Origin of the sequence: Streptomyces shenzhenensis (assembly GCF_003688995.1) — a bacterium.
In the GTDB taxonomy this organism is placed as follows: domain Bacteria; phylum Actinomycetota; class Actinomycetes; order Streptomycetales; family Streptomycetaceae; genus Streptomyces; species Streptomyces shenzhenensis_A.
In genome coordinates, this window is the sequence record NZ_PENI01000031.1 from 91,748 (window position 1) to 117,721 (window position 25,974).

23 protein-coding genes and 4 pseudogenes are annotated in these 25,974 nt (G+C 69.2%); 12 read left to right on the forward strand and 15 right to left on the reverse strand.

Annotated features, from left to right (window positions below):
* Positions 1 to 143 precede the first annotated feature (143 nt).
* Positions 144 to 1,790 (reverse strand): amidohydrolase, encoded by a 1,647-nt coding sequence (locus CTZ28_RS35245; protein ID WP_121893806.1) that lies wholly within the window; start codon positions 1,788 to 1,790, stop codon positions 144 to 146.
* A 38-nt stretch (positions 1,791 to 1,828) separates the two neighbouring features.
* On the reverse strand, positions 1,829 to 3,169 hold the full coding sequence (locus CTZ28_RS35250) for an MFS transporter (RefSeq protein ID WP_121893807.1): 1,341 nt from the start codon (positions 3,167 to 3,169) through the stop codon (positions 1,829 to 1,831).
* A 241-nt stretch (positions 3,170 to 3,410) separates the two neighbouring features.
* Between CTZ28_RS35250 and CTZ28_RS35255 the strand changes: the two genes are divergently transcribed.
* A complete protein-coding gene (locus tag CTZ28_RS35255) occupies positions 3,411 to 4,361 on the forward strand; it encodes a LysR family transcriptional regulator (RefSeq protein ID WP_121893808.1) in 951 nt (316 codons plus the stop codon).
* 209 nt (positions 4,362 to 4,570) lie between these two features.
* Here CTZ28_RS35255 and CTZ28_RS50030 read toward each other — a convergent pair.
* Positions 4,571 to 4,767 (reverse strand): annotated as a pseudogene (locus tag CTZ28_RS50030) (transposase); the annotation flags it as partial.
* Between the two features lie 209 nt (positions 4,768 to 4,976).
* Between CTZ28_RS50030 and CTZ28_RS35265 the strand changes: the two are divergent.
* Positions 4,977 to 6,113 carry a PQQ-dependent sugar dehydrogenase gene (locus CTZ28_RS35265; protein ID WP_121893810.1) on the forward strand — a complete coding sequence of 379 codons (1,137 nt, stop codon included), beginning with the start codon at positions 4,977 to 4,979 and terminating at the stop codon, positions 6,111 to 6,113.
* Positions 6,114 to 6,569: 456 nt separating this feature from the next.
* Here CTZ28_RS35265 and CTZ28_RS35270 read toward each other — a convergent pair whose 3' ends face one another.
* The 5 genes from CTZ28_RS35270 to CTZ28_RS35285 all read right to left on the reverse strand — a co-directional run bounded on the left by CTZ28_RS35270 (position 6,570) and on the right by CTZ28_RS35285 (position 10,678).
* Positions 6,570 to 7,652, reverse strand: coding sequence for an endonuclease/exonuclease/phosphatase family protein (locus CTZ28_RS35270; RefSeq protein WP_121893811.1), 1,083 nt, complete (start codon positions 7,650 to 7,652; stop codon positions 6,570 to 6,572).
* A gap of 663 nt (positions 7,653 to 8,315) precedes the next feature.
* A complete protein-coding gene (locus CTZ28_RS35275; RefSeq protein WP_121893812.1) occupies positions 8,316 to 8,813 on the reverse strand; it encodes a hypothetical protein in 498 nt (165 codons plus the stop codon).
* A 144-nt stretch (positions 8,814 to 8,957) separates the two neighbouring features.
* A complete protein-coding gene (locus CTZ28_RS35280; RefSeq protein WP_121893813.1) occupies positions 8,958 to 9,362 on the reverse strand; it encodes a hypothetical protein in 405 nt (134 codons plus the stop codon).
* Between the two features lie 80 nt (positions 9,363 to 9,442).
* On the reverse strand, positions 9,443 to 9,571 hold the full coding sequence (locus tag CTZ28_RS48905; RefSeq protein ID WP_259471954.1) for a hypothetical protein: 129 nt from the start codon (positions 9,569 to 9,571) through the stop codon (positions 9,443 to 9,445).
* Positions 9,572 to 9,925: 354 nt separating this feature from the next.
* Positions 9,926 to 10,678, reverse strand: coding sequence for a calcium-binding protein (locus CTZ28_RS35285; protein ID WP_147481244.1), 753 nt, complete (start codon positions 10,676 to 10,678; stop codon positions 9,926 to 9,928).
* Between the two features lie 672 nt (positions 10,679 to 11,350).
* Between CTZ28_RS35285 and CTZ28_RS35290 the strand changes: the two genes are divergently transcribed.
* Complete coding sequence (locus CTZ28_RS35290) at positions 11,351 to 11,830, forward strand: RICIN domain-containing protein (protein ID WP_121893815.1); 480 nt, start codon at positions 11,351 to 11,353, stop codon at positions 11,828 to 11,830.
* A 476-nt stretch (positions 11,831 to 12,306) separates the two neighbouring features.
* Here the strand turns inward: CTZ28_RS35290 and CTZ28_RS35300 are convergent, their stop codons facing one another.
* Entirely contained in the window at positions 12,307 to 12,405 is a 99-nt protein-coding gene (locus tag CTZ28_RS35300; RefSeq protein WP_121893816.1) for a helicase, read from the reverse strand.
* A 1,219-nt stretch (positions 12,406 to 13,624) separates the two neighbouring features.
* On the opposite strand from CTZ28_RS35300, the gene CTZ28_RS35310 reads away from it, so the two are divergent.
* A complete protein-coding gene (locus CTZ28_RS35310) occupies positions 13,625 to 13,975 on the forward strand; it encodes a rhodanese-like domain-containing protein (protein ID WP_121893817.1) in 351 nt (116 codons plus the stop codon).
* 273 nt (positions 13,976 to 14,248) lie between these two features.
* Here CTZ28_RS35310 and CTZ28_RS49760 read toward each other — a convergent pair.
* Positions 14,249 to 14,440: pseudogene (locus CTZ28_RS49760) on the reverse strand (alpha/beta hydrolase fold domain-containing protein); the annotation flags it as partial.
* Positions 14,441 to 15,071: 631 nt separating this feature from the next.
* Between CTZ28_RS49760 and CTZ28_RS35320 the strand changes: the two are divergent.
* A complete protein-coding gene (locus CTZ28_RS35320) occupies positions 15,072 to 15,953 on the forward strand; it encodes an SDR family NAD(P)-dependent oxidoreductase (protein ID WP_121893818.1) in 882 nt (293 codons plus the stop codon).
* A 152-nt stretch (positions 15,954 to 16,105) separates the two neighbouring features.
* On the opposite strand, the gene CTZ28_RS35325 is transcribed toward CTZ28_RS35320, so the two are convergent.
* Positions 16,106 to 17,398, reverse strand: a complete 1,293-nt coding sequence (locus CTZ28_RS35325; RefSeq protein ID WP_121893819.1) for an acyltransferase domain-containing protein — start codon at positions 17,396 to 17,398, stop codon at positions 16,106 to 16,108.
* Positions 17,399 to 17,497: 99 nt separating this feature from the next.
* Complete coding sequence (locus CTZ28_RS35330) at positions 17,498 to 18,754, reverse strand: beta-ketoacyl synthase N-terminal-like domain-containing protein (protein ID WP_310887642.1); 1,257 nt, start codon at positions 18,752 to 18,754, stop codon at positions 17,498 to 17,500.
* A 188-nt stretch (positions 18,755 to 18,942) separates the two neighbouring features.
* Here CTZ28_RS35330 and CTZ28_RS35335 point away from each other — a divergent pair.
* From CTZ28_RS35335 to CTZ28_RS50035, 3 genes and pseudogenes are all read left to right on the forward strand, one after another.
* Positions 18,943 to 19,358: pseudogene (locus CTZ28_RS35335) on the forward strand (transposase family protein); the annotation flags it as partial.
* Positions 19,359 to 19,556: 198 nt separating this feature from the next.
* On the forward strand, positions 19,557 to 20,537 hold the full coding sequence (locus CTZ28_RS35340) for a GlxA family transcriptional regulator (RefSeq protein ID WP_121893821.1): 981 nt from the start codon (positions 19,557 to 19,559) through the stop codon (positions 20,535 to 20,537).
* Positions 20,538 to 20,711: 174 nt separating this feature from the next.
* Positions 20,712 to 21,023 (forward strand): annotated as a pseudogene (locus tag CTZ28_RS50035) (hypothetical protein); the annotation flags it as partial.
* Between the two features lie 185 nt (positions 21,024 to 21,208).
* Here the strand turns inward: CTZ28_RS50035 and CTZ28_RS35345 are convergent.
* Positions 21,209 to 21,877 carry a class I SAM-dependent methyltransferase gene (locus CTZ28_RS35345; RefSeq protein ID WP_121893822.1) on the reverse strand — a complete coding sequence of 223 codons (669 nt, stop codon included), beginning with the start codon at positions 21,875 to 21,877 and terminating at the stop codon, positions 21,209 to 21,211.
* 266 nt (positions 21,878 to 22,143) lie between these two features.
* On the opposite strand from CTZ28_RS35345, the gene CTZ28_RS49765 reads away from it, so the two are divergent.
* Entirely contained in the window at positions 22,144 to 22,329 is a 186-nt protein-coding gene (locus CTZ28_RS49765; protein ID WP_183154747.1) for a hypothetical protein, read from the forward strand.
* A 17-nt stretch (positions 22,330 to 22,346) separates the two neighbouring features.
* Here the strand turns inward: CTZ28_RS49765 and CTZ28_RS35355 are convergent, their stop codons facing one another.
* Together CTZ28_RS35355 and CTZ28_RS35360 are read right to left on the reverse strand one after the other, a co-directional pair.
* Positions 22,347 to 23,177, reverse strand: coding sequence for an IS5 family transposase (locus tag CTZ28_RS35355; RefSeq protein WP_121893835.1), 831 nt, complete (start codon positions 23,175 to 23,177; stop codon positions 22,347 to 22,349).
* Between the two features lie 93 nt (positions 23,178 to 23,270).
* Positions 23,271 to 24,026: an SDR family NAD(P)-dependent oxidoreductase gene (locus CTZ28_RS35360; protein ID WP_259471955.1), complete on the reverse strand. Its 756-nt coding sequence runs from the start codon at positions 24,024 to 24,026 to the stop codon at positions 23,271 to 23,273.
* A gap of 376 nt (positions 24,027 to 24,402) precedes the next feature.
* Between CTZ28_RS35360 and CTZ28_RS35365 the strand changes: the two genes are divergently transcribed.
* From CTZ28_RS35365 to CTZ28_RS49770, 3 genes are all read left to right on the forward strand, one after another.
* Positions 24,403 to 25,578 carry an IS4 family transposase gene (locus CTZ28_RS35365; RefSeq protein WP_259471956.1) on the forward strand — a complete coding sequence of 392 codons (1,176 nt, stop codon included), beginning with the start codon at positions 24,403 to 24,405 and terminating at the stop codon, positions 25,576 to 25,578.
* Positions 25,579 to 25,663: 85 nt separating this feature from the next.
* On the forward strand, positions 25,664 to 25,786 hold the full coding sequence (locus CTZ28_RS48925) for a hypothetical protein (RefSeq protein WP_259471957.1): 123 nt from the start codon (positions 25,664 to 25,666) through the stop codon (positions 25,784 to 25,786).
* Between the two features lie 57 nt (positions 25,787 to 25,843).
* On the forward strand, positions 25,844 to 25,974 hold a 131-nt coding region (locus CTZ28_RS49770), incomplete at its 3' end, for a transposase (protein ID WP_398657398.1).

A 25,974-nucleotide genomic window follows, 5' to 3' on the forward strand; every position in this document is an offset into this window, starting at 1 on the left:
CCCGCCACCCGCTGGCCCGCAGCCGCCCGCCCGCCGGATGCCGTGAGGCTGCCGGGAGCGCGAGGGAGGCCGCGCGGCCGGGAAGGACGTTCGCGAGCGGGCGGACTTCCCGGCCGTGGCCGGCACTCGCGGGCGAGGGTGCGTCAGCCAAGGGCGCCGGCATCGTGGACGACGTCGCCGCCGATCACCGTGGCCCCGACGGTCAGGGTGTCGATCCGTTGCGGGTCGACGGCCAGCAGGTCGTCCGAGAGGACGACGAAGTCTGCCAGCATGCGGCGGGCGAGGCGGCCCTTGCGGTCTTCCGCGTGTTCGGCGTAGGCGGAGCCCACGGTGTAGGCGTACAGGGCCTGCGCGGGGGTGACCGCTTCGGCAGGGGCCAGGGGGGCTCCGCCGGCGGTGCGGCGGTTGACCATGTCGTGGATGCCGAGCAGCGGGCTGCCGTGCGCGACCGGGGCGTCGCTGCTGCCGGGGAGGACGGCTCCCGCGTCCAGCAGGCTGCGCATGCGATAGCAGAGGCCGGCGCGCTCCGGGCCCAGCGCGGTGATCATGCCGTCGCCGATCTCGGAGACGAAGCGTCCTTGAGGCACGGGGATGATGCCGTTGTCCACCAGGCGGCGGACCTGCTTGTCGGAGGCGACGGCGAAATGCTCGATGCGGTGGCGCGCGTCCCGGCGCGGGTGGGCGGCCTGCGCGGCTTCGAAGGCGTCCAGGACGACATCGATTGCGGCGTCCCCGATGGCGTGGGCGGCGACCTGCCAGCCGCACCGGTGCGCCTCGGCGATCGTACGGTGCAGCCAGTCCTCGTCGAACTGCAGGAAACCGACGTTGTCGGGTTCGTCGTGGTAGCCGCAGCACATGTGTGCCGAGCGGCCGATGAGGGAGCCGTCCGTGGCGATCTTGGTGGCGCCGATTTTCAGCCGGTCGTCGCCGAATCCGCTGCGTAGCCCCAGATCGAGACCGAACCAGGAGGCGCCGTCACCGACGGCGCCCATGTCGTGCAGGACGGTCATGTAGGGCATGACCGTGGTGCGGATGTTCAATACGCCCTGCTGCACGGCACGGTGGAAGGCGTGCAGGTCGGCCGGGCCGTGCCCGACGTGTTCGGCGGCGGCGATCCCCGGCTCGGTGAGGCTGGTGATGCCCTCCGTCACCCCTTGGTCGTTGCCGGCCGCGATGGCGGCGACGACCGAGTCCACGGGGGAGGGGCGGAAGGCCCGGGTCACCAGGTGCTGGGCGGTCTCCTGGAGCAGGCCGGACGCCCTGCCGTCCGCATCGCGTTCGACGTGGCCGCCGTCGAGGTCGAGGACGCCGAGCCGGTCGGTGAAACCGGCGCGGGCGAAGGCCGCGGTGTTGGCCACGCCCATGTGGCAGGAGACGTGCTCCAGCCACACGGGGCGCCCCTGGGCCGCCTCGTCCAGGGCCTCGGCCGTCGGATGGGCGCCGATCTTGTTCTGGTCGTAGCCCGCGCCGAAGAGCCACTCGTCGGGGCCGAGACGGGTCGCCCGCTCCCGCACTGCCGCGTAGAGGGCGTCGAGGGTCGGGACGGTCCCGGCGCGCAGGTCGAGCTGGAGGAGGCGGCGGCCACGCATGCTCAGGTGGTGGTGGGCGTCGTTGAAGCCGGGGACCACAGGGGCGCCCCGAAGGTCGTGGACGCGAGCAGCGGTACATCCGGCGACCTCGTCGTCGAAGCCGACGATGCGGCCCCCGAAGACCCCTACGGTGTGGGCGGTGGGGCGGTCCACGTCGAGCGTGGTGAAGCGGCCGTTGGTGAACAGTGAGTCCAGGTGCATGACTGGGTCCTCGGGAAAAGGGGGCGGGTACGGCTGGGTCACGCGACGGTGGGCAGACCCTCCGGCTCCCGGGTGCCGGTCCCCGGGGCGTCGTCGCGGATGCCGGAGCGCTGCCGGGCCAGGGCCAGCACGCAGACCGTCGTCAGTAGCAGGAGTGCGATGTAGTAGCTGACGACCGGCCAGTGGCCGCCGCCCCGGGTGAGCAGCCACTGGGCGACCAGGGGAGTGGAACCTCCGATGACGGTGCTGCACAGCTGGTAGGCCAGGGAGACTCCGGTGTAGCGGACCCGCACGGGGAAGGCCCCGGACAGGAAGCCGGCCAGCAGCGCGTAGTAGCTGCACCCGGTGAGCACGCCCAGGGCCAGTCCCACGCCGATCAGTGTGCTGTCGCGGGTGGCGATCAGCAGAAACATCGGCACCGCGACGACGATGTTGGCGATCAGGGCGCCTGCCATCAGACGGACGGTTCCCACGCGCTGGGCCAGCGTCGCCGCGAGCGGCTGCCACAGGAACTGCATGACGGCGAGGATCAGCAGGATGTCGAGCATGGTCTGCCGGTGCACACCCAGGTCGCTCGTGGCCCAGGACAGCACGAAGGTGTTGGTGAAGTAGGCGGACGAGATGCCCATCGCGCTGGCGCCCACGCCGAGCAGGACCAGGGGCCAGGAAGTGCGGAACAGTTCGACCACGGGGATCTTCGGGACGGCGTCCTCCTGCTTCCTGGCCGCCTCGAAGTCGGTCGACTCGGAGACCTTCAGCCGGATGACCAGACCGATGACCACCAGCACGGCGGAGAGCAGGAACGGGACGCGCCAGCCCCACGACAGGAACGCGTCGTCGGGCAGGTGACCCACGGCGATGAAGACCAGGGAGGCCAGCACGGACCCGGCCGGCGAGCCCTGCTGGACCCACATGCCGGCGAGACCGCGCCGCTTGGGGTCGGTGTTCTCGGTGGCCATGAGTACGGCGCCGCCCCATTCGCCGCCGACGGCGATGCCCTGGACGGCACGGAGCAGGACGAGCAGGACCGGTGCGGCGACGCCGATGGTGGCGTGGGTGGGCAGGACACCGATGAGGGTGGTGGCGGAACCCATCAGGATCAGGGTCGTGACGAGGACGTTCTTGCGTCCCATTCGGTCACCGATGTGACCGAAGATCAGGCCGCCCAGGGGGCGGGCCAGGAAGCCGACCCAGAAGGTGGCGAAGGCCGCGAGAGTGCCGGCGGCGGGGCTGGCGGTGGGGAAGAACAGCTTGCCGAACACGAGGGCGGTGGCGGTGCCGTAGATGTAGAAGTCGTACCACTCCACGGCGGTCCCGATGAAGGACGCGGTGGTGGCACGTCTGGCCTTGCGGCCGGCGGTGGATGTGGCTGGGGGCATGACTGACTCCGGAGGTGAGCGGCGGTGCCGGCGGATTCGGCCTGTGCGCGGTGACAGGGCCTGGTGCGATCCCTGTGCTGACCGCGACGCTGCGGGTGCCCGTTCGAACGGCGTTGTCCGGTCCGCCTCAGTTTCGTAGCCGACCGGCCATACGGTCCAGTACCTTCTGAGCTGCACAGCCATATCCCAAAGGCATGACGCCGCGGTGGCGAGAGCCCGGTGGTGGTACGACGGAGGCACGATGGAACTGCGGGTCCTGCGGTATTTCCTCGCGGTGGTCGACACCGGTTCGATGACGGCGGCCGCCGCGCGCGTGCACGTGGCGCAGCCCTCCATCTCCCGGCAGCTGCGCTCACTCGAACGCGAGCTGGGTGCGGAGCTGCTGCGACGCACCAGCGCGGGGGTCCAGCTCACGGCGGCCGGACGCCGCTTCGTGCCCGTCGCCAGGGACCTCACCCTGCGTGCCGCCCGTGGCACGGACCTGCTGCAGGCCGTCTCGGGACAGAGCCCGCTGCAGTTCCGTGTGGCCTGCCCCGTCTCCACCATCGCGCACCTCGTGGCCCCGTTCGTCGCCGAACGCGGCGGCCCCTTCTCCGACGCCCGGGGCTGCGAGCCGGACCAGGTGTACGAGCGGCTGAGTGCCGGAGACGTCGACATCGGCATCTCCACCAGCCCGCCTCCCGGCGGCATGGCGGCACGCCGCCTCGGCGGCCGGCGGATCAGCGTCCAGATGCCTTCCGCCCACCCTCTGGCCCGGGAGGGCGACGGCGCCCTGGAACTGGCGAGCCTGCTCGACCACCCGGTCATCGTCAACAGCCGCGCCAGCGCGGTGCGGCGTGCCCTGGACACCGCGCTCTACGAACAGGGCACGCCGCTCCGGCCCGCCTTCGAACCGCAGTCCGAGGCCATGGCCCAGGCGCTGGCCGCCGCGGGCCACGGCGTCTGCGTCGTCGTCGACCACCCGCAGTTCGACCTGCGCGCCCGCGCCCTGTGCGGCCTGGGCCTTCCGCTCAGCATTTCCCTGTACGCCGGGTGGGACCCCGACCATTACGCACACGACGAGATCGACGCGGCCATGCGGGAACTGTCGACCTGGCTCATGGCCAACGACGGCGGAAGAAAGCCCGGCAGCCGCCCCGAGCCGACCATGGCCGACCCCTCACCCGGCGCCGACCCTGACACAGGGAACTGAACCGTGGGTACGACCACCCGGTGGACCACACCCCGGTGCGCGTTGAGGAGTGTGAAGCCGGCGGCGGCGCCTGCCTGTCGGTGCGTTTTCGGTATCTCCGCCGTGAGCCGGTCCGAGGAGAAGCGGCCGGAGTACGTCACCCCGGGCACCAGACGGCACCACCTGGAGCGCAACGGACTCGGGCTGGGGCGGATGTCCTCGGGCTACAGCTCGGTCTCGCTGTTGCCGATCAGCACACCCAGCATCTCGTCCGCCGTCCTCGGTGATGCCGGCGGCGATCACCACAGTCCAGGAGACGATCTGGTGCGCGACCGTGGCCTTGCAGTACGTCGCTGGCGAACAGGGCCTGGTCGATGCGACGACGGCGCTTCAGCAGGCTGGGGAGGAAGCTGCCCGAGTGCAGTTTACGCGGCAGCGGAGGGCGCGGCGGGAAGCAGAACGGAGAGAGACGGCTGGATTCCTAGTCCACACCAAGCACCTCTGCCCCCGTATCCTCATCCATGGCCAGTAGCACACCATCCCCCACCCAGGTTGCGTGCTGGCACGGGCGATCCCCCTGAACCTGCCCAAGCAGCCGGGTGACCTTCCCCGTTCGCCGCCTCCAGGAGGATCACGGTGAAAGTTCGCACCAGAAGCTCAGCGATCATCGGCACCATCTGCCTCGTCGCCTCCCTCACCTTGACCACCGCGTCCGCCGACGAGCCCGCCACCCCGCGTCAGGCGGCGAAGGTCGTGCTCACGGAAGTGGCCACGGCCCAGAACCCATCCGCCGGCACCGCCGGCCCCGGTGGCACAGTCTGGTTAGCCGAACGTGCAGGCACAGTAAGGGCATTGGACGCCCATGGTCTCGGTGAGCCGGTCCTCGACATATCCGACGAGACCACCACCGACGGCGAACGCGGCCTGCTGGGCATCGCGTTCGACAAGGAGTTCGCGCACTTCTACATCTCGTACACGGACCTGGAAGGCACCAGCACCGTGGACGAGTTCGCCGTGCGGGACAGCGAGATCCAGTCGGACACCCGGCGCACCGTCCTCACCCAGACGCAGCCCTACTCGAACCACAACGGCGGCGACATCAAGTTCGGCCCCGACGGCTACCTCTACATCGCGTTCGGCGACGGAGGCTCAGGCGGCGACCCGCACGGCAACGGGCAGAACCTCGGCACGCTGCTCGGCAAGCTCCTGCGGATCGACCCGCGTGGCGGCCAGCCGTACGCGATCCCGCCGGACAACCCGTTCGTGGGCGACCCGAACGCGAAGGAAGAGATCTGGGCGTACGGGCTGCGCAACCCGTGGCGGTTCTCCTTCGACGCGGGCACCGGCGACCTGCTGATCGGTGATGTCGGCCAGAGCGACTGGGAGGAGATCGACTGGGCCCCGGCAGACAGCAAGGGCGGCGAGAACTACGGCTGGTCCCAGATGGAGGGCAGCCATCCCTTCCGCGGCGGCACCGAGCCCGCGAACCATGTGCCGCCGATCCACGAGTACGACCGCAACGGGCTGGGCTGCTCGGTGACCGGCGGATACGTCTATCGAGGCGAGGCGATCCCGGACCTCAAGGGTCAGTACGTGTTCAGCGACTACTGCGACGGCACCCTCCGCTCTCTGCAGATCGAGAACGGCAAGGTGACCGGGGTGAGCGATCTCGGAGTCAACGGCGGCGAGGTCGTCTCGTTCGCGCAGGGCGGCAACGGCGAGTTGTACATGCTCGACCTGGGTGGCAGCGTCTCCCGTATCGACCCGGCGTAACGACTGCATCCGAAAGCCTGGCTGCCCCGGCCCGAGAACCTGGACGTCCTTCGAGCGCAGGACCTGCAGTTCGGTCACCTTGCCGGACGACGCCGAGTCGGTCTCGCGTGCTCTGGGCCATATTCGGGTCGGGGCTCGCCGGGATCGGCTTGGAAGCGGCGATACGGACCGACTTGCCGCGGTACGACCCGACAAAGCGTTGGCTGTAGCCATCACGCAAGTGCGGCCCCATGGGCCAGCCGCCAGCGGCGATGCCAGCGTCGGCGATTTTACAAAGGCGCGTGCCATCGCCGGACGGGCCATGTCCGGGGTGGACGACAGTGACGGGCAGATCACGGAGCCGGACCATGGACACGATTGAACACCACCACGACGTGCCAGTTCCTGGGTGACAAGTGGGCGGCAGGGCCTCAGGATCGGGGTGACCGGAAGCCTCTGCCGCTCGCTTCGGGGCTGTCAGCGTCCTGTTGTCACGCGGAACGTACTGAGCACTGCCTTATGGTCGGTCGGCCAGGTCCAGGTCGGCGTCCAGAACCGGTCGTTGCCTGACTCTTCGACCCGCTCGTTGCGCACGATCGTGGTCGACGGGCCGACGATCACGCTGTCGAGAAGCCTGAGGCGCCGGTCGGGGTGGTAGAAGACAAAGTCGATGCGGTCGCGTTCATCCGCCTTCGGGGCCCAGGTCAGCGACTCCGTCTTGGCCCCGGGGTTGTCGCTGGGCCAGGTGAAGCCGGGGGTGCGGACCGGGTCGGGGTGGGCGACGCGGTAGCTGTCGCGGAACCCGGCGTCCTCGATCGCCTTGGTGGTCGACCACTCGACCGTGGTGCCGTTGTGGTCGAACAGGTTCCGTGTCCGACGGGTCCAGTCGCGGTGCGAGGGTTCGTTGAGGTCGCCGGCAAGGAAGACGAGCCGTCCCTTGGCGCGCTCCCGCGCCGCATCCGCGAGCATGGTCCTGGTCACCTGCGTACGGCCGGACGCCTCGTTGAGTCGCATGATCAGGTCGACGTCGGTGATCGGCCCGCCGGGGATCTCGTCCCAGCCGTACTCAGAGGTCTCCAGCGGCGCCGGGGTACCGCCGCCGTACCCGCGCGGCAGGTAGTTGACGTAGTAGCGGTACTCCAAGTGCCCGGAGTACGCTGCCACTTCGGTCCCGTCGATCGAGATGACCGCCTTGGACCAGTAGGGGAAGGACGCCTGGTCGATGATCGGGTAGCGGGAGATCACGCCCGGGTCGGACGGGTTCTTGTTGTCGTGGTAGGTCAGACCGCGCTCGGCGAGATCGGACAGAAGGTTGGCGACGCGCTTCGGATCCGATTCGCTGAGCATCACCACATCGGGCCGGGTCGCGGCGATGGTGTCCGCGATCCCCGCACGGCCGCCGGGGACCTGGCTGCCGCCCATCCAGATGTTGAACTGCAGCACCTTCAGGGTGCGGTGCCGTCGATGCCTTCGCTCCGCGGCCTGCGCGGAACCAGCACCCGCCGATCCTGCTGCCGCGGCCGCCCCGACTATCCCGATCAGAGCACGACGCCTGTCCATCCAAGACCTCCATTGGGTTTCGGTACCTAAACGGCACGGGCACGAGTCGCCTCGGCCGATGGCAGTGTTGACGGGGCTCACGTCCCGCGAGTGAACGCGGGTAGAACTCCCGTGTGTCTCGTAGCCCGCCCCTGAGCGACCCTCAGTGGACCCGTCGAGCCGGGTGCGGCCCTATCTCGTCTGTCAAAGCGCCGCCCGCTGACGGCTTGTCGAGGACGTGAGACGCATGGACCGCGGGCCGCTGCCGCTGTAAGACCTTGTCCCGGCGAGGGCCCAACGGTCGTTCGTCCAGGGCTCGTCGGTACGTGCTGTGTATGCGCCTCGCCAGTTTCCGGCAGTCCGGGCACCGGCCCGGGCGAGCGGTGGAAAAACTCTGCCGAAGCGATCCCTCGTTCCCTTCCCTCACCTGGGGATTCACGGAACTGCGGACAGAGCCAACTTCACCGAGCGTCGCACGCCGGGCGAGGCTACTGGATGCTCGACAGCGCCTCGCGGGCCGCGGCCATCAACGCCTCTTCCTAGCCTGAGTCTGTGCGAGGGAATCGTCGTGTCGTCAACCGTCGAAGCGACCCGTTTGACAATGACAGCTGTCGATTCGTCGTGCGTGACAGCGAACACGGTCTGCTCGGGCGGGGGCGATGCGGACATCCAACTCGGGCAACCTCAAAGAGACATCCAGCAGTAGAGCTGTTCGCTCGCTTTGCGAGCCCGCCTGGCGAGCAGGATGAGCTCTTCGGCCAGCGGCTGCATGTCTTCGACGCGCGCTCCGTGCAGTTCCTCTGCTTCTACCCACCTAGCGACGATGGTCGGTACTTCGGAGTCGCGTACTGCCGCCAGAGTGTCCCGTGTCAGAGGATGGAGTTCTGATACCCAAGGTCCCGTTACCCACGGGTTGTCCTCGTCCTCAAGGTTGTCCGGGCCGGGGGCGGGGAAGGCCGGCCACACGGTCGTCTCCTTCACCAGATCCACGCGCCAGGGAATCTGCTGGATGGCGGCGATCAGCATCGCCAGGACGACGGCCGGGTCCACACCCTTGGCTTCGACTCCGTCGAAAACAGGACGCTCCGGGCCGACGACTGGGGACTCACCATCAGTCTGCTCCAGCGCCTGCACAACCGATGCGGCATCCGCCGCGCGGAAGTAGTCAGTCAGAACACCCATCGTCTTGCTCCCAGCCTCCGGTTCGTCCAGGCAGTAGATCAGACACCGCCCGAAGCGCGGACGCAGGGAGCAGTCCGCCGGCCCGAGATGGTCAGGCCGGTCTCGCTGAGGCAGCCGTCTATGAGGTTGCTGCGGTATGGCTGGTCAGGTGGGATTGCACTGCTGAAGGGGAAGCCTCGTCCTGCGTGGTTCGGCCTTGGCGCCCTCCAGAAAGTGGAAGGAGTAGCAGCGGTAGACGCGTGAGAGCGAGATGCCGAAGACGGTGGTGTCCTCGTAGGTCCCGAAGAACTTGACGCGGGTGGTCAGCGACCGGTCCGACGGCTCGTAGGAGACGAGGGTGGCGTAGTACCGTTGGGCGATGGCTCGCGTCCGCGCCTGGCTCGGGTAGCTGTTCCGTCCCTCGTTCCGCACGTCGTCCTCGTACGACTCCGCCTCCCTGGCTATCTGCTCCAGTGCCTGTTTCTCACGGCGTTCGTTGGCGCTGTTCTGACGGTGAGCCATGATCATGAGTGTCCCCGCGGCGAGCAGCACGAGGACGATGGGCACCATGAGTGCCACCATGCAGCCGGGGGCCGGTACCCCGCCGCGGTCGGACTGCGGCGGGGTACCGGCAGAGGAGAGAGCCCGATTCACTGGTCCCCTTGCTTGAGTGCGGCGGGGCCCAGCGTCATGAACGCGTGTGCGTAGGCGCTGGTGCCGGTCTTGTTCGGGTGGTAGCTCTCCCGGCTGAGGCAACTGTCCCCCAGAACCACCAGCACGGCAGCGTGGCGTCGTTCCCGTGGAACCGTGGAAGTCGCAGCCTCACGGTTCCCCTCAAAGGGTCCTGGGACCAGGAGAGCGGTCGGCGGGCCTCTCGCCGCGTTCAGCGATTGAGATCGAAGACCGGCATGGCGCGCCCATCGTACGCCTTCGGATCCACCGAGGCGACGCGGGCGTCCGTACCCCACCTGGGCAGGTGCCGGGCAGCGTGGATGGCGGCAGCGATGCCCAACGGCACACCGTCGCGGCACAGTTGAGCAGCCAGCTCGGACGATGAGCTTGCACCTGGTCGCCGGTGCCGAACAGGGGATTGTCGGTGGTGGCGGTGGGTGCTCGTGGCGGTGCTCGCCGGATCAGGGGCGTACGTCGACGTAGTCGCCGGCGGCCTTGGCCGGGCCGGTGGTGGTGGTACCGGCGAAGTTCCAACGCCAGTAGCCGTCCCTGACGGCCTTGACCGTGGTGCGCAGAGTGCCGGTGTTGCTGGTCTTCACCGTGGCCACGGTGGTGTAGGTGCTGCTGCACTTTGGGCGGAACTGCAGTTTGACGGCTTGGCCCGTGTATCCCGCATACCGGTAGGTGTCCCAGTTGGCCCGCGCGAGCTTGCCGGTGACGGTGATACGAGAGCCCTTGGCCACCGGTTCCGGTGAGGCGTTGACCGTGAGCCGCGCGGCACGCTTGAGGCCGAATGACCCCACGCCGGGGGCAAAGACCGAATCGCCATCGTTGGCGTCGACCAAGGCGTCGACCGACCATGTTCCCGCGTTGGCGTTGGCCAGGTCCACCGGATCGTCGCTGCCCGGTGCCGGGTGTGCATTGGCGGTGAACACCGTCGTGCATGCCGTCGCGGTCTCGCAGAATGTGTCGGTGGTGTAGAAGCCGCCGTGCGGACCCTTCAGATCCACATCGGCGAAGGACAGGCCGGAGTCGTCCGATCCGGTGACCGTGACCGGGAACACCACGTTGTGCGTGATACCCACGATGACGTCATGCCCAGAGTTGACGGTGGCACCGCTGACCACAGGGGCGTTGGACGCGGCATCGGCCGAGGCTCCGACCCCCGTCAGCAGAACGGCGACGGCCCCCACCACGACACCGCGGGATGCCACGCGTCCGACGGGCTTGCGTCGTAGGGCAGGTGCGGTGGCGATAGGCAGGGCGATGTCGCGCCCACCGCTTTCTCTGGCGCCGGGTGGTGGGGCGAAGCGGCTCATGAATCCTCCCAGGGATGGCAGGCCGTATACGTCAACCAGTCCACAAACAAGGGGAGTTGACGGTGAGTACGGCAGTCGGATGTGTATCACTCCCTACGACTGCCTGACCGGCCCGATGGTTGTCCCCCCGGAGGGTGCAGAGAATGACGTCGCCGGTGGGGTAGTTCCCGTGTCCGTGCGGCGCATGGATCGTCGGCCTCGCTCCCGTATGCCACCGGCTGGTGGACCTTGTTGGTCGTGGCCGTACACGGTATGAGACAGCCGACCGGTTGGGACGGCTGTGAGTTTCTCGTTCTTGCCCATCTCGCCTGCCGCCGGTCGTTCGTCCTGGTCGTTCGAATCCATCGATGCCCTGCGGCACCGTTGTGCCGCGTGCGGGGCATGTGGGTGACGTTCGGTGAGGTGGTTGGGGTAGCGCCGCCTACCCGTTCGAGATCTCCCGGACAGGCCCTGGCCTCGCGAAACGGCCAGTTCGCCGCGCTGTGGAGCAACAGCCCATTGGCTACGCTGAGTTGCCAGGGGCGTCCCTGTCCGGTGAAGAACACTCGAGGCTGAGGAGCAACTGTCTTGACCGATCTCGTACTGCTCGCGGGCGGCTCGGTGACGATGACCCACCACGTCACCGGTACCTACTTCATGTGCAACGACTGGCACGACGGTGTCGGCAATCACACCCAGACCTGGGCGCAGGATCCGTTCGCCAAGGACAACAACTCGCACCGGTGGTTCCTGCGGCAGAACGCCGAGGGCACCGTACGCATCGAGTCGTACGCCAACCAGCGCTGTCTGACCGCAGGGGCCAACCCGCCGGACACCGTGACCCTTCGAGAACGTACGGACAGCCTCAACCAGCACTGGCGGCTGGTCTCCCACGCAGAGCGAGGCAATGACTTCTACATGGTCTCGGTCGTGCACCCGCGCTACGCCCTGGCCATCGCCGACCATCTCCAGGGCAACGACCGGTTGGTGGGCCTGACCCGCATGTGGGGCGGCCCCAACCTCTCCCAGCTGTGGCGCATCTACCCCTCGTCCGAGGACCAGAGCTGACTTCGGACGACCACGCGCCGAAGGAGCACGCCGCTTGACCTGACCTGGGCCCCCCTCTCCTGCCCTGAAGAAGAGCGGGGCTCAGGCCACACGGCAGTCGCCTGGTGACGGGACCGTCGGTTGCGCACAGTTGCGCGGCGACCCTCCCGCATCCGGGCTCTGGCGGTCACGGCTGCTCCCATCGGCGCCACGTGAGAGCTGCGCCGGCCGCGAATCGCTCATGTGCTCCACGATCCCCAAGGTCTGGCCGAAGCCGAACTCCCGCTGGACCGAGCCCCGTACGAAGCTCGTCACCGCCGTCTCCGAGTGGAAGGACTCGCATCTCGCACCCCGCGACGACGAGGAGATCGCCCTCCGGCTGACCGGGCAGGCCTGCGCGGTCGCCGCTGGCGTCCGGCGCCGGGCCGCCGCCCTGCGGGAGAACGACGGTTGCGGTGCTCGCCCCGCATCCCCAGGCGGGCGTCGGCGTGGCCCGATCAGGCCGCCGCTGCCCAGACGAGTCCGAGGTCGGCAAGCGCGGCGAGTTTGTCGGCGGTGAGCTTGTCCCGCCTGCTCTTGACGTTCGACGGGAACATTCTGAGTCGGATCTCGGTCCCGTCGGCAGCACCTCGACGCGTCTTCTGCTCCGGGGCAGGGGCGTGACGCCGAGGGCGGTCAGACGCTCGCGATGCCCTTCGGCCGGTCTTTTCCACACCGCATGCTGACGCTGTCACTGAAGCCACCGCCCCGCGTCGTTTCCGTGTGAGGTCACGCCCGCCACGGTGCAGGCCGGTTCGGCGCCGAGTGCAGGCAGCCGTGCCACTCCGGCGTAACTGCGCTGCCGGTCGACGGGCCACTCAGGCCGCCAGTCCGGATCGATCGCGGCCAGCTGCTCCGCCCGCCGCAGGGTCGTCCTTGCGGCAGTTGGCCAGCCGCTGCCCTACCGGCTTGCCCAGCGCCCAAGCGGTGACGGGGCGGCCAGGAGGCCGTTTCCGCGTAGTAGAGCGAAGGCGCGCATCGTGGCAACCAAGGCGGCGGCTCCCGTGAGTTCCTGTGAGCCCTGCTGAGTGGCTGACCCCGTGGCCAGGGGATTCCCCCGGCGGCGCCGACAGTCGCACGGGACCTGCGTGAGCACCGGGCGCCCGCGTCGGCGGAGGAGTTGGAGAGGTTCGAGGCCGACGCGCTTGCCGGGTTCGTTCTCGCGCGGGCTTCGGCGGGGCTGGCGGACGGCACCATCCGCGGGGAAGTCGGGCACCTGGACCAGAGGTCATCCGGTGCATCTCGACCTTGTGCCGCAGCTCCAGGAACATGAAATACGTTCTCAGCGCCTGCGACCGGCCCAGCCTGGGCGCCGCTCGGCGAGTGCCGGGGCACAGGCCGGGGGCCCGCCTGTCGGCTGCGATGCCCAGCTGTCTTACTGCTTGGGCCGGTTCGGGGCGGACAAGCTGGGGCCGATGCCTGCGGCTGCCGTAGGACGGATGTGTGGCCTGGCTCGACCCTTTGCGTTCGCCGGCTCCCGACACAGCTGACGGTGCGAACGCCGGCCGGGATCTTCAGTGCCCAAGGGGGCGCTTCCTCGCACCGTTTCGAGCCAGACTGAAAAACGGGAGGCATGATTGCGTCGCAGTCTGTGGGCGGGAGCGAAGCGCACCCCACGCGTAAGTTACAGTCAGGCTGAAATATTCGTGACCGAGTGAGGTGCCGTGACCGTCCCACCCCAGCCCACTGATGCTGCCTTCCTTCTCGCCGCGCCAGGGTCCTTCTGATGGATGAGGTCACTCACGGTGACCGCGTACGACGGGGGGCGTGGAGCGCATGAGTCTCCGGCACTACTTCCGACGGCCGCCGGCCGTCACCGCCGCCGAGGCGGTCCGCCTTGTCGCGGACGGCGCGCTCGTCGTGGACGTCCGTCGCGCGTTCGAGTGGAACCGTGTGCACATCCCGGGTGCCGTGCACATGCCGCTCGAAGTGCTGCCCGAACGCTGCCTGGAGCTGCCCGACGACCGCCTGCTCATCACGTTCTGCACCGGGGGTATCCGCTCCGCCGGTGCGGCGAACCTGCTGGTGGAGAACGGCTTCGACGCGGTCAACATGAGCCGCGGCCTCGTCGACTGGCGCACCGCCGGCGGACCCCTCATCACCGGTGAGAGGCATCCGCCTCCGTGAACTTCTTCGAGCGGCCGCATGCTGGGCGATCACGTGCGAAACGAGAAAACCAGATGGCCAGGGCTGCGCCGGGGCGGCGCCGAGGTAGCCGCGGGCGTCGTAACGCGGGGTGCTGATAGTCGTCGTATGACGAGTTCCGTACGCCGTCCGTCGGCCCACATGTGGGGCGGGCGTCGGTTCGCCATGGCCGCTGCCTGCACCCTGGCGGGGGTTGCACAGCTCACCGGCTGAGCAAGAAGGAGTCTCAGGCTCCGTGGGACGTCTGGGAGCGTCGTTCGCGCGGACAGAGCAGGCGGTCACGGCGGCGAGCATGCTCCCCGCGCTGTCGCCGCCGACCGCGTTCCTGTGCGGATCGATGTCGAACTCCTCGGTCCGTGTGACAGCGTCGTCGAACGCGGACGGCGCCTCGTCCGCCCCGGCAGGGAACGCGTCATCGGGGGCGAGCCGGTGGTCCACCGACAGCACGCGGTGACCTTAGCGCCGGGCGAGAAAGCGTCCCACGTGGTCGTATCCGGTGCGGCTGCCTGTCACCCGGTCTCCGCTGCGGAGGAACATCAACGCCCCCGATGTCCCGAGGCGGGGACCGGGGCACAGGAGGTTGCCTCCAGGGCGTTCGGTCCGCTCTTTGGCCAAGTCGGACGCCGTTGCGGCCCGCGTCGGCTGCCTTCCGGCATGCAGCGTTGGCGCGTTGCGCTCCAGCGGCGCGCGGGACAGCTCCGCTGGGTCGTCGACGACCGGCGCACCGCAAGCGGCACTGGCTTACCCCTCTTCCGAAGTTGAAGCTTGACTGCAATCGAGTTTCATGCAGACTGTAACTAGTCAGGAGATCACCACGTTGGCAAGTGCCCACACGCCTGGGGCCATGTTGCTTGCACCGCATCACGCCCTCGGGGCGTCGGCGCAGCAGGTGGCGCTCAACTGTGTCGTTTTCCGGCGAGGCTCCCGGCCGTAGAGCGACGTAGTGCTCGGGGGTGGCCGGTCGCGGTTACCGCGGGCTGATCGCGCGAGGGCGCCGACGTGCCGCAGAAGGTCACCGGGCGCAGCTTGTTGCATCCCGGAGTGTGCCCCGTCGTAGCGACAGGGAGAAAGAGGAACAATGAACCGGCGCGCGCTCGTCACAGCGGGAACTGGCGGAATCGGTCTGGAGACCGCGGTGGGCCTCGCCGCGGCCGGATACGCGGTGACCGTGGTCGGCCGTGATGCGGAGCGGGGCGGCAGCGCTGTCGAGCGCATCAACGCCGTCGGCACCGCCGCGGAGGCGCGGTTCGTCACCGCCGATCTCGCATCCTTGTCGGAGGTACGGGATCTTGCCGGCCGCGTGGCGGCGGACGGTGCCCTGAGCGTGCTGGTCAACAATGTCGGAGCGATGTTCGACGACCGGCGTGTGACGCCCGACGGTATCGAGGCGAGCTTCGCTCTCAACCATCTCAGCCCCTACCTGCTGACGGAGTTGCTGCTCCCCGCCCTGCGTGCCGGTGCTCCCAGCCGCGTCGTGAACGTCACCTCCGGCTCGGTCCGCATTGCCACTGGCCGCATCGACACCGCCGAGCAGAAAGGCGGGTACTACGGCCTGCACGCGTACGGCCGCGCAAAGCTCGCCAACCTCGCCTACACCCTGGATCTGGCGGAGCGCCTGAAGGGCGACGGCATCTCCGTGTTCGCCGCCGATCCCGGCGGCGCGGTCACCACCATGACGACCGGGACCATGTCCTCGTCCCGAGTCGTTGCTCCCTGGCTGCGGCCGTTCTGGCCGCTGGTCCACAAGGCCTTCCAGCGCACCACGTCCGGGACACCGGCGCAGGCGGCCCGCTCGTCGGTCGTCGCTGCGACAGACCCCGCTCTCGCCGACCGGCCGGGACTTGTCGTCGGCCCTGACGGCTGGCCGCTCTCGCCACCGCGCCGTGCGACCGACCCCCGCCTGGCCGAGGCGGTCCGCACACTCAGCCGACGCCTCGCACCGCCGACGGACGGAGAGTGACGGCGGCCCCGGCCCTCTGGCATGGGACCGTGCCTGGCACACGTGAGCGGATACGACGTCCCCGTCTCGGCGGAGTTGACTACCCGGCCTTGGGCCAGGACCCGAGGCTCGTGGCGGCGATGTCTGTGATCCGGACGGGATCGCACCGGTTCCTATGGAGCTGCCCCGGCACGGCACTTGCAGCCGAACGTATCGAGGTGACCGATGTCGATCAGCCCGGCAAGGCCGCCTGACGGTGCCGGGGCAAGAATGACGCCATCGGTGCCGAAGCCGTCGGCCACGCCGTACGGTCCGGTCGGGCCACCGCCACGGCGAAGACGAGCGATGGGCCGGTGGAGCAGAACCGGGTGCGGCGAGATCTCGACGAACGTCCGGTGTCCGCAGTCCAGCGCAGTCCGCACGGCCGCGTCGAAGACCACCGGTCGGCGCAGATTGCGGAACCAGTACGCGGCATCGAGCTCACCCACGCCGATCGGCTTCCCGGTGGTCGTGGAGATCATCGGTATCGCCGGGGCCTGCGAGACGATCTCCCCCAGATCGGCCAGGACGGCGTTCTCCACCAGGTCGACGTGACGGCTGTGGGAGGCGTAGTCGACCGGCACCAGCCGTGCCCACACACGCTCGCGCTCGCAGTGGTCCAGCAGCTGCCGGACCGCCCCCGGGTCGCCCGCGACCGTGCTGGCGGCCGGCCCGTTGCACGCCGCGACCTCGACCTCCAGGCCCCAGCTTTCCACGAGGTCCCGGACCCGCTCGGCCGGCAACGCGACCGACGCCATGGCGCCCTGGCCGCAGATCTTGCGGAGCGCTGCGCTGCGCAGCGCCACCACCCGGGCCGCGTCCTGCAGCGACAGCGCCCCGCAGACATGTGCTGCCGCTATCTCGCCCTGGCTGTGCCCGATCACGGCCGCCGGACGTACTCCATGGGCCTGCCACAGCCGCGCCAGCGCGACGTAGACCGCGAACAGGACGGGCTGTACCACGTCGGCCCGGTCAAGCGACGGCGCCCCGGGGCTCTGGCGCACGACGTCGGCGACGTCGAAGCTCACCCACGGGTCGAGCGCTCGGGCGCACCGCCGGAACGCCTCGGCGAAGACGGGCGACTCCTGCAGCAGTTGGGTCGCCATTCCCGCCCACTGTGCTCCCTGCCCGGGGAACACGAACACCGGCCCGGACGCAGCGGTATCCGCAGCCGCGGCGGCCCGGGCCCGGGCGACATGGGCCGGAAGCGCCGCCGGGCCGTCGGCGGCGGCCAGCGCGTCGAGCCCCTCCAGCAGCTCCGCGACGCCGGAGCCGCTGACCACGGCGCGTTCGGCCAGCGGGCTGCGCGTCGTCGCCAGCGACCAGCCCACATAGGCCGGATCCCACCGCTGTTCGCGGACCGCCGAGGCGAGCGCCAGGGAAAGGTCACGCAGGCCGTCCGCCGACGCTGCGTAGACCGGCCACAACAGCCGCTGCGGAGCCTCACCACGGAGGCGGGGCGCGTCGTGCTGGGACCGGGCGGGCGCTTCCTCCAGCAGGACGTGGGCCTTGGTCCCGCTGATGCCTTAGGCCAGCACCCCCGCCCGGCGCGGCTGCTCGCCACGTGGCCACGGGCGCGCCCGACGCAGCAAACGCATCCCCTGCGACCAGTCGACCGAAGCCAGCGGCTTGTCCGCGTGCAGCGTCGCGGGCATCCGTTCATGGCGCAGCGCCAGCACTGCCTTGATCACCCCGGCCATCCCCGCCGCGGCCTGCGTGTGCCCGATGTTCGACTTGGCCGAGCCGATCCACACCGGAGTCTGCGCGCTGTGCCCGGCCCCGTAGGTCGCCGCCAGCGAGGCCGCCTCGATGGGGTCACCGACCTGCGTTCCCGTGCCGTGTGCCTCGACGAGATCGACGTCCTGCGGCCGCAGCCCGGCATCGCGCAGGGCTTCCGCGATCAGCTCCTGCTGGGCGGGGCCGTGCGGCACACTCAACGCCTGGCTCGCACCGTCCTCGTTGACCGCGCTTCCCCGCAGCACGGCGAGCACGGGAAGTCCGTCGCCGACGGCCTTGTCGAGTGGCATGAGCACCAGCGCTCCCACACCCTCGGACGGGGCGAATCCGCGTCGGTCGTCCGCGAAGGCCCGGCTCAGCCCGTCGTCGGCGAGCGCCCCGATCCTGGCCATGTAGATGAGCAGTTCGGGCCCGGCCATGACCGAGACACCGGCGGCCACTGCCACGTCGCACTCACCGGCCCGCAACGCCTTGATCGCCAGGTGGGTCGCCACCAGCGACGACGAACACGCGGTGTCCACCGCCATCGCCGGCCCGTTCAGCCCCAGCAGATACGAGATCCGTCCAGCCGCGACACTGGGCGCCAGACCGGTCGACAGATGGCCCTCCAGCCCGGATGTGTCGCTCGTCCCGTTGTTGCGCACGTAGTGGCTCTCAAGAATCCCCACGTAGACACCGGTCCGTGAACCCTGCAGCGAACGCGGGGCGATCCTGGCGTTCTCCAGGGCCCGCCACGCTCCTTCGAGCAGCAGGCGCTGCTGCGGATCCATCGCGGTGGCCTCCCGCGGCCCGATGCCGAAGAAGGCCCCGTCGAAGCCGGCGACATCGTCGAGGAAACCGCCTCGTTGTACATATGTCGTTCCCTCTGCGGCGGAGTCCGCGCTGTACAGCCGATTGAGGTCCCAGCCCCGGTCCGTCGGCAAACCGGACGAGAAATGCCGTCCCTCCGTCAAGAGGTCCCAGTAGTCCTCAGGAGACTCGACGCCTCCCGGGAACCGGCAGGACATTCCCACAATCGCGATTGATTCCGCCGTGGATAAGTTCACATGTACTCTATTTGCAGATTACGAGCGCTTCTCGACTGTGCTGGCCGCAGAGGTCTTCTCGGTAATGCGATGGTTGCGGTGTGAGGCCGCGTGCGGGTGGCCGGGGTGGTCGGGGTGGCCACCCGACGTCGGATATGCGTGAAGCCCCAGGTAGGAGCGGGCCTGCGAAGATCAAGTTCCGGCCGAGAGGCTTTGTGATCCGCACCGACCGAGTGCCGCCGCTGGCCCCAACGGTACGGACTTGTGGTGGTCCGGCAAACACCGGCAGTACGGCGGAAACGTACAGGTCATCGTCGTCCCGGATGGCTGGTCGCGATGAGTCTGCCTGGTCCGTTCGGGCCGCGAGCACGACACCACCCGCGCCCGTGTTCGCGCCCACGGCCTGGTCGATGCCCTCAACCGGTTCGCCGCCACCCTGGGCGTCCCCACCCTGACCGACCTCGGCTACGAGAACATCGATGACGGGTTCCGTCGCCCGTTCAAGAAGCCCAAGGGTGGCGAACTCACCGAGTCGGAAGGGACGTTGAACGCGGTGATCCGTGGCGTGCACGGCGTTGCGGAGCGTGCGAACGCCCTGCTGAAGGTCACCTTCAAGGTCCTGCGCGTGATGCCAGGGCTGGTGTGGAGGGCCATCGCGTCCCAGACGACGTCCCTGACCTCGGACGGGACCCCGTGGCGGGCGAGGAGGCGAGGTTCGGAAGGGACAGTCCCGATGCATTGCTGATGGTCATGCACCCACAGTGGCCTGCTCTGGCATGGGCCGACTACTGGCAAGAGTGCCAGTCGGCGATAGATTCTTGACATGACAGGTCATCGTGTCTCGATCCTCGCTCTCGACGGGGTGCTCTCCTTCGAACTCGGTATGCCGCTCACGGTCCTTCAGTCCCTGGGCGACCTCTACTCGGTGTCCGTGGTGACACCGACCGAGGCAGGTGTCACCACGGACAACGGGCTACGGCTCTCCTCTGCCGGTTCGCTGACCGAGCTGGCGACGGCGGACACCGTCATCGTCCCCGCCTACGCATTCGAACGCGGCATCCCGGAGGACGTCGCCGAAACGCTGCGCACCTGCCACGAGCGGTCCACGCGGGTGGTCTCCTTGTGCGTGGGCGCCTTTGCACTCGCCCAGTCCGGCCTCCTCGCGGGGCGACGGGCGACGACCCACTGGAGCCGGACGGAGCGCCTCGCCCGGGAACACCCGGACATCACCGTCGACCGCGACGTGCTCTACGTCGACGAGGGCACCGTCCTCACCTCCGCCGGCACCTCCGCCGGAATAGACCTCTGCCTGCACCTGGTCTGCAAGGACTTCGGAGCCGCCACCGCCAACCAGGCCGCCCGCAACGCGGTCGCCGCACCCCACCGAGACGGCGGCCAGGCACAGTTCATCGAGCAGCATCTCCCCACCGCCGCGGGCACCTCCCTCGCCGACACCCGCACCTGGGCACTCAAGCACCTGGCCGACCCCCTCCTGCTCCGCGACCTCGCCGCCCACGCACACCTGTCCCCGCGCACCTTCATCCGCCGCTTCATCACCGAGACCGGACTCCCCCCGATGAAATGGCTCCAACTGGCACGGATCGACCACGCCAAGCAACTGCTCGAACGCAGCGACGCGACCATCGACACGATCGCCCGCCTCAGCGGCCTCGGCACGGCAGCCAACTTCCGCACGCACTTCACCCAACACTGCGGACTGCCTCCATCGGCATACCGCGGCATGTACACCCGCGGCAGCGACAGACCGACGGTGCCGAAGCAGCCGACATCTCATGGCCGTTGACTGGGGGAGATGACGATTCGTTCGTGGCGCTCAGGGACCCTGATTGCAGGGGGAGTTGAGGGGCATGGCAGGCCTGAGGCGGAAGTTCGAGGCGGAGCTCCGTGAGGGGGCTGAGCTGGTTGTCGCGGGCGCGTAGGGGCGATGGGGCCTCGGCAGCGCGGGAGTGCGAGGCCGGCGCTCGACGCATGGACCCTGGCGGCAGCCCGGGTGGCGCAGGGTGCGGCCGCTGCGGCGATGCTGCCGCAGGTGCTCGCCACCAACCAGTCGGCGCCGGCCGGCAACCGGCTGCACCGGGCGATGAGCCTGTGCGGGGCGACCGTCGGGCTCTTGTCCCAGGCGCTGGGCGCGCTGCGCGACGGCAATGCTCCCTCCGGCCTGGCGGACGGGCGGCTGGCTGCCATGGTCGCCGGGCAGATCCTCGGTGGCGTCTCGGTCGCCGCGGAGATCGCCGGAAGTGGCGGGCGCGCGGTCGTTCTGGCGAACGTACGGTCGTGCACGGTCGTTCTGGTGAACTTCCGGTCGTGCTGCCGGGTCTGGTGCTGGCCGTGCGGGTGGGTCCCGGAGGCCGGTGCGCGGCACCCCGAGCCGCTCGGCGGTCCCGGCACGGTGCTGCTCGCCTTCTCGCTGCTGACCTGGCCGACCCCGCTGAGACATCTCAGGGGGCCAGGGAGTCAAGCTGGCTCCTCGGTAGTCGGCTTGCAGGCCAGGAAACTGGCGAACTTCCAGTTCAGTTCCTCGTCGGGCTCCTGCACCAGCTGGGCGGTGATGGTGAATTCGGCCTGGTTCAGCAGCTCAGCGAGCTGGTGTGCGGGCAGCCGATACGACGCGTAGGACACGGGGTGGCCGCCATAGCCGTGTGTCGGACGGCGGTGCTCACCGGTGCCTACGTGGCCGGCGAGGAGGAGATGTCCGCCGGGTGCCAGGGTGCGGTGGAACTCGGCGAACACGACCGGCAGCAGCTCCGGGGGTGTGTGGTGAGTGGAGTAGTACGCCAGGATGCCGCCGAGCGTGTCGTCCTCGATCTCCAGTGCGGTCATGGAGCCCACGGAGAAGCGCAGGTCCGGATAAGCGCTTCGGGCCAGTTCGATCATTCTTGGGGACACATCGATGCCGAACGCAGAAACCCCGAGTCCGGCCATGTGCGCCGTCACTCTTCCGGGTCCGCAGCCCAGGTCCGCGACCGGTCCTCGGCCAGATGCCTGCACCAGCTCGGCGAAGGCGGTCAGCATCGAGCGTGACAGAGGGTCCAGCTCAGACGGGGTCTTGACGAGGGCAGCGTAGTCGTCGGCCACGGTGTCGTATGACTCCCGGACCGCGGCAAGGTAGGAAGGCTCAGTCACGCGGTGAATCTAGGCGGGTGCACTGACAGCGCCTGTGACCGATGGCCGGCTCATGCAGGTGCTTGAGAGAGCGGGGCGAAGGCGTGTTGTTCGTCGACGTGCTGCCGGGTCTCAAGGCAGTGGTGGAGGTGGCCGACGCCTGGGGTCGGCCACCTCCTGTCCGGCGCCGCAATGGCCGGCGCGGGCCGGGCGCTGCGCCTCCCGATCGTCTTCCGGATCATCCTCTCCGAGGCCCTGGGCCCCGGGCGGGCGTGGGCAGCGGAGTGGTGATCACCATCCGGCAGTCGGCCCTCGCCCTGGGCGGCGTAGCCTCCCTGGCCGCCCAGGGCATCCTGTCCCTGATCACGGACATGGGTATGCGCGATGCCCTGGTCTGGGCACTCCTGGCCCAACTCGCGGGCCTAGCCCTGACGATCGCCCTCAGCCTGCGGCTGCCGCGCAGGTTCGGCTAGGGAGTGTCTTCAAAGGGCTACGCCCACATGAGAAGTGAGACGAGGGCGACGGCTGCCTGGTAGCACTCGGCGGTCTTGTCGTAGCGAGTTGCGATGCCTCGCCATTGCTTCAGCCTGTTGAAGCGGGGTTCGACGACGTTACGGCGTTTGTAGATCTGCTTGTCGAAGGCGGGCGGGCGCCGGCCGGAGCGGCTGCGTCGGAGGCGGCTGGCGATCTGGTCCACTCGTTTGGGGATGGTGTGGGCGATGTTGTGCTGCCGAAGCCAGGCGCGGATCGCCTTCGGGCTGTAGCCCTTGTCGCCGATGACATGGGCAGGTCGGGTTCGGGGCCGTCCCGGACCCGACCGGGGCACCCGGATGGCGTCCATCAGAGCGGTGAACTGCGTGCAGTCGTTGACGTTGCCGCCGGTAAGGACCAGGCCGAGCGGGCGGCCGAGTCCGTCGACCGCCAGGTGGAGCTTGCTGGTCAGCCCGCCGCGCGAGCGGCCGAGCGACTGGTCGCGGAGCCCCCTTTTTCGGGCTCCGGCGGCATGCTGGTGGGCTCGGTCAATGGTGGAGTCGACCGAGGCAACCCGGTCGATGTCGCCGGCTGAGTCCGCCTTCGCCTGCGCGGCGTGCAGCATCCGCTCGAAGGTGCCGTCCTTGGCCCAGCGGCGGAAGCGGGTGTGCAGGGTGGCCCAGGACCCGTACCGCTCGGGTACGTTCCGCCAGGCAACCCGGGTGCGGAACTTCCACACGATGCCGTTCAGGACCATACGGTCGTCCAGCCGTGGACGGCCTGTCGCAGCCGTGGGCGGCAAAGGCCGCAGCAGGTCCCACTCGGCGTCGGACAACTCCTGGCGACGTATCACCCAGCCATGTTCCACTGTCCAAGATCACGGGTCGATGCCGTGACGGACTGAGCGCCAAGGCCTACCTGGCCTGCGTCGGACCGCGCCGGCTCAGACTGCGAAGCCACCGTCCACCGCCAGTTCCGCGCCTGTGACGTATCGTGCACTGTCGCTGACCAGGTATGAGACGGCGTCCGCGACCTCCGCCGCCGTGCCGTAACGGCCGAGCGCGGTGAAGCCGCGCTGGAAGTCGGCGGAATCGCCGTCGCCCGGGTTCATGTCGGTGTCGATCGGGCCCGGGTGGACCAGGTTGACGGTGACCCCCTGCGGGCCGAGCTCCCGGGCCATGCCCTTGGTGAAGCCGATCAGCGCGGCCTTGCTGGTCGCGTAGAGGGCGCTTCCGGGGAAGGCTACGCGCTGGGCGATGCAGCTGCCGATGCTCACGATCCGTCCGCCCTCGGCCAGGTACTGCAGCGCCGCCTGGGCGTAGAGGTAGGGCGCGCGAACGTTCACCGCCAGCACCCGGTCGATCTGGTTGAGTACCACCGCCTCGATCGGCCCGACGGCACCGACACCCGCGTTGTTCACCAGGATGTCCAGCCGCGTGAACCGCTCGGCGACCGCCGCCACCGCGCCGTGCACCGCCTCCGGGTCTGCGCTGTCCGCGCGGACGGCCCAGCCGGTCCGCCCCATCGCGGTGATCTTGGCGACCACCTCTTCGGCCAACTCGGCCGAGCCCTGGTAGGTCAGCGCCACGTCTGCGCCGTCCTCGGCCAGCCGCAGCGCTACCGCTGCCCCGATCCCCCGGCTGCCGCCGGTCACCAGCGCCACCTTGCCGTCGAGCGTCGTCGCACCGTTCATCGTCATCTCCGTAAAACTCCTTGTTCCGGTCTTGGACACGCTCAATCCAAGACCGGAACGCCCTGCGGGTCCGGCGGTATCCAGACGTCACGTTCAATCTTCAACGACGACTCCGTACACCCCGGAAGTACGAACCGACCGCGGCTGCCCGGTGTAGTTCGGTCCGCCTGCCGGAACGGCAGGCACGTGAACCAAGGGAGCAGCTCGGCCGGCCGACCGCCGTCGTCCAGCACCGCACGCCAAGCTGGTCAACGCCGGTCAGCTCGGCCTCAGCAGGCACGTCCCGGCCGGACGACGCGAGTTTGAAGACGGGCCCTAGGTCCAATGCCGTTGCGTTAGTTCGGGGGCGTAGTCTGCTGGGACCGTCTCGGGGGTGGTGCCGGTGGCCGAGGGTGTGCCGGAGTTATCGGGTCTTGGCCTGTTGACCTGGGTCTATCCGCCGGGTCTGGTGGATCGTGTGGTGGCCGCGTGCGGCCGTGGAGAGCAACGCAGACGGCTGCTGCCCGCCCGTTTGGTGGTCTACGTCGTGCTGGGCCTGGCGCTGTTCTCCCCGGCCTCGTATCTGGAAGTGCTGCGGCATCTGGTCGAGGGCCTGCGGACAGCCGGGCTGTGCGGGACCTGGCGGATGCCTGCCAAGTCCTCGCTGTTCCGCGCCAGGGACCGGCTGGGTCCGGAGCCGTTGCGGGTGTTGTTCGCCGCCACGGCCAGGCCGTTGGCCGATGAGCGGACGCCCGGTGCGTTCTGGCGCAGGCTGCGGCTGATGGCGGTGGACGGCACGTGCTGGGATGTGGCCGACAGTGCGGGGAATGAGAAGGCGTTCGGACGTCCGGGCAACACCCGTGGCCCGGACCGGGCGGCCTTCCCGCAGGTGCGGATGGCCGCTTTGGTGGAGCTGGGCACGCATGCGGTACTGGATGCGGAACTTGACGGCTGCCGGGTCGGGGAGCTGACGCTGTCGGCTCGTCTGGTGCGTTCGGCCGGCCCGGGCATGCTGGTCCTGGCAGGCCGGGAGTTTCTGGGTGTCCCTCTGTGGCGGGCCTTCACTGCCACGGGCGCTCACCTGTTGTGGCGGGTGTCGGCGAACCGGGTGCTGCCGGTGCAGGAGCGGCTGGCGGACGGCTCCTGGCTGTCGCGCCTGCACGCCGGCACCGATGCCAAGAAGCGTGACCCGGTGCGGGTGCGTGTGATCGCCTACCGGCTGACGGGTGTGCCCGGTGCCGAGGAGAACGGGTACCGGCTGGTCACCGACCTGCTCGACGCTCAGGCGTATCCCGCTGCGGAACTGGCCGCGCTTTATCACCGGCGGTGGGAGATCGAGTCGGTGCTCGGGGAGATCAAGACACACCAGCGAGGGGCGAAAGTGGTGCTGTCCAGCAAAACGCCGGACGGCGTCCGGCAGCAGATCTGGGCGCATCTGCTGGTCCACCGTGCACTGCGTGAGCTGATGTGCAGAACCGCAGCCGCCCGCGGGGCGGATCCCGACCGCATCTCGTTCACCGACACCCTGCGGGCCGCCCGTCGCAGCGTCACCGCCTCACCAGGGATCTTTTCCCCCTGAACAGCTGGTCACCGCGCTGGCCCGGCTCCGCGACGACCTGCTGGCACACCTGCTGCCACCACGCCGACTGCGCAGCCAACCCCGCGTGGTCAAACGCAAGATGTCCAGCTACCACCTCAAGAGAGCCGAGCACCGGCACTGGCCCCAGCCGACCCGGGCCGCCCAGGACGCCGTCGTGATCAACGCGCCAAGACCACCGGACCCGTAACGCAACGGCATTGGACCTAGGCGGTTTCGTTTGGATCAGTTGGTCGTTGGTCCGGGTGTGTCGTTGAGTGATGCGCAGTGGGCGCGGATCGAGCCGTTGCTCCCGGACCGGACGCCCAGACGGGGTGGTCGCTGGCGTGATCATCGGGAGGTGATCGACGCGATCGCCTTCAAGTTCCAGACCGGCAC

Excerpts from the sequence above, each read along its gene's own strand:
- CTZ28_RS35250 (WP_121893807.1), bottom strand. The coding sequence starts at position 3,169 with ATGCCCCCAGCCACATCCACCGCCGGCCGCAAGGCCAGACGTGCCACC.
- CTZ28_RS35360 (WP_259471955.1), bottom strand. The coding sequence starts at position 24,026 with ATGACGATGAACGGTGCGACGACGCTCGACGGCAAGGTGGCGCTGGTG.
- CTZ28_RS35320 (WP_121893818.1), top strand. The coding sequence starts at position 15,072 with ATGAACCGGCGCGCGCTCGTCACAGCGGGAACTGGCGGAATCGGTCTG.
- CTZ28_RS35245 (WP_121893806.1), bottom strand. The coding sequence starts at position 1,790 with ATGCACCTGGACTCACTGTTCACCAACGGCCGCTTCACCACGCTCGAC.
- CTZ28_RS35280 (WP_121893813.1), bottom strand. The coding sequence starts at position 9,362 with ATGGTGCCCATCGTCCTCGTGCTGCTCGCCGCGGGGACACTCATGATC.
- CTZ28_RS35300 (WP_121893816.1), bottom strand. The coding sequence starts at position 12,405 with ATGTTCCCGTCGAACGTCAAGAGCAGGCGGGACAAGCTCACCGCCGAC.
- CTZ28_RS35275 (WP_121893812.1), bottom strand. The coding sequence starts at position 8,813 with ATGGGTGTTCTGACTGACTACTTCCGCGCGGCGGATGCCGCATCGGTT.
- CTZ28_RS35270 (WP_121893811.1), bottom strand. The coding sequence starts at position 7,652 with ATGGACAGGCGTCGTGCTCTGATCGGGATAGTCGGGGCGGCCGCGGCA.
- CTZ28_RS35340 (WP_121893821.1), top strand. The coding sequence starts at position 19,557 with ATGACAGGTCATCGTGTCTCGATCCTCGCTCTCGACGGGGTGCTCTCC.
- CTZ28_RS35255 (WP_121893808.1), top strand. The coding sequence starts at position 3,411 with ATGGAACTGCGGGTCCTGCGGTATTTCCTCGCGGTGGTCGACACCGGT.
- CTZ28_RS35310 (WP_121893817.1), top strand. The coding sequence starts at position 13,625 with ATGAGTCTCCGGCACTACTTCCGACGGCCGCCGGCCGTCACCGCCGCC.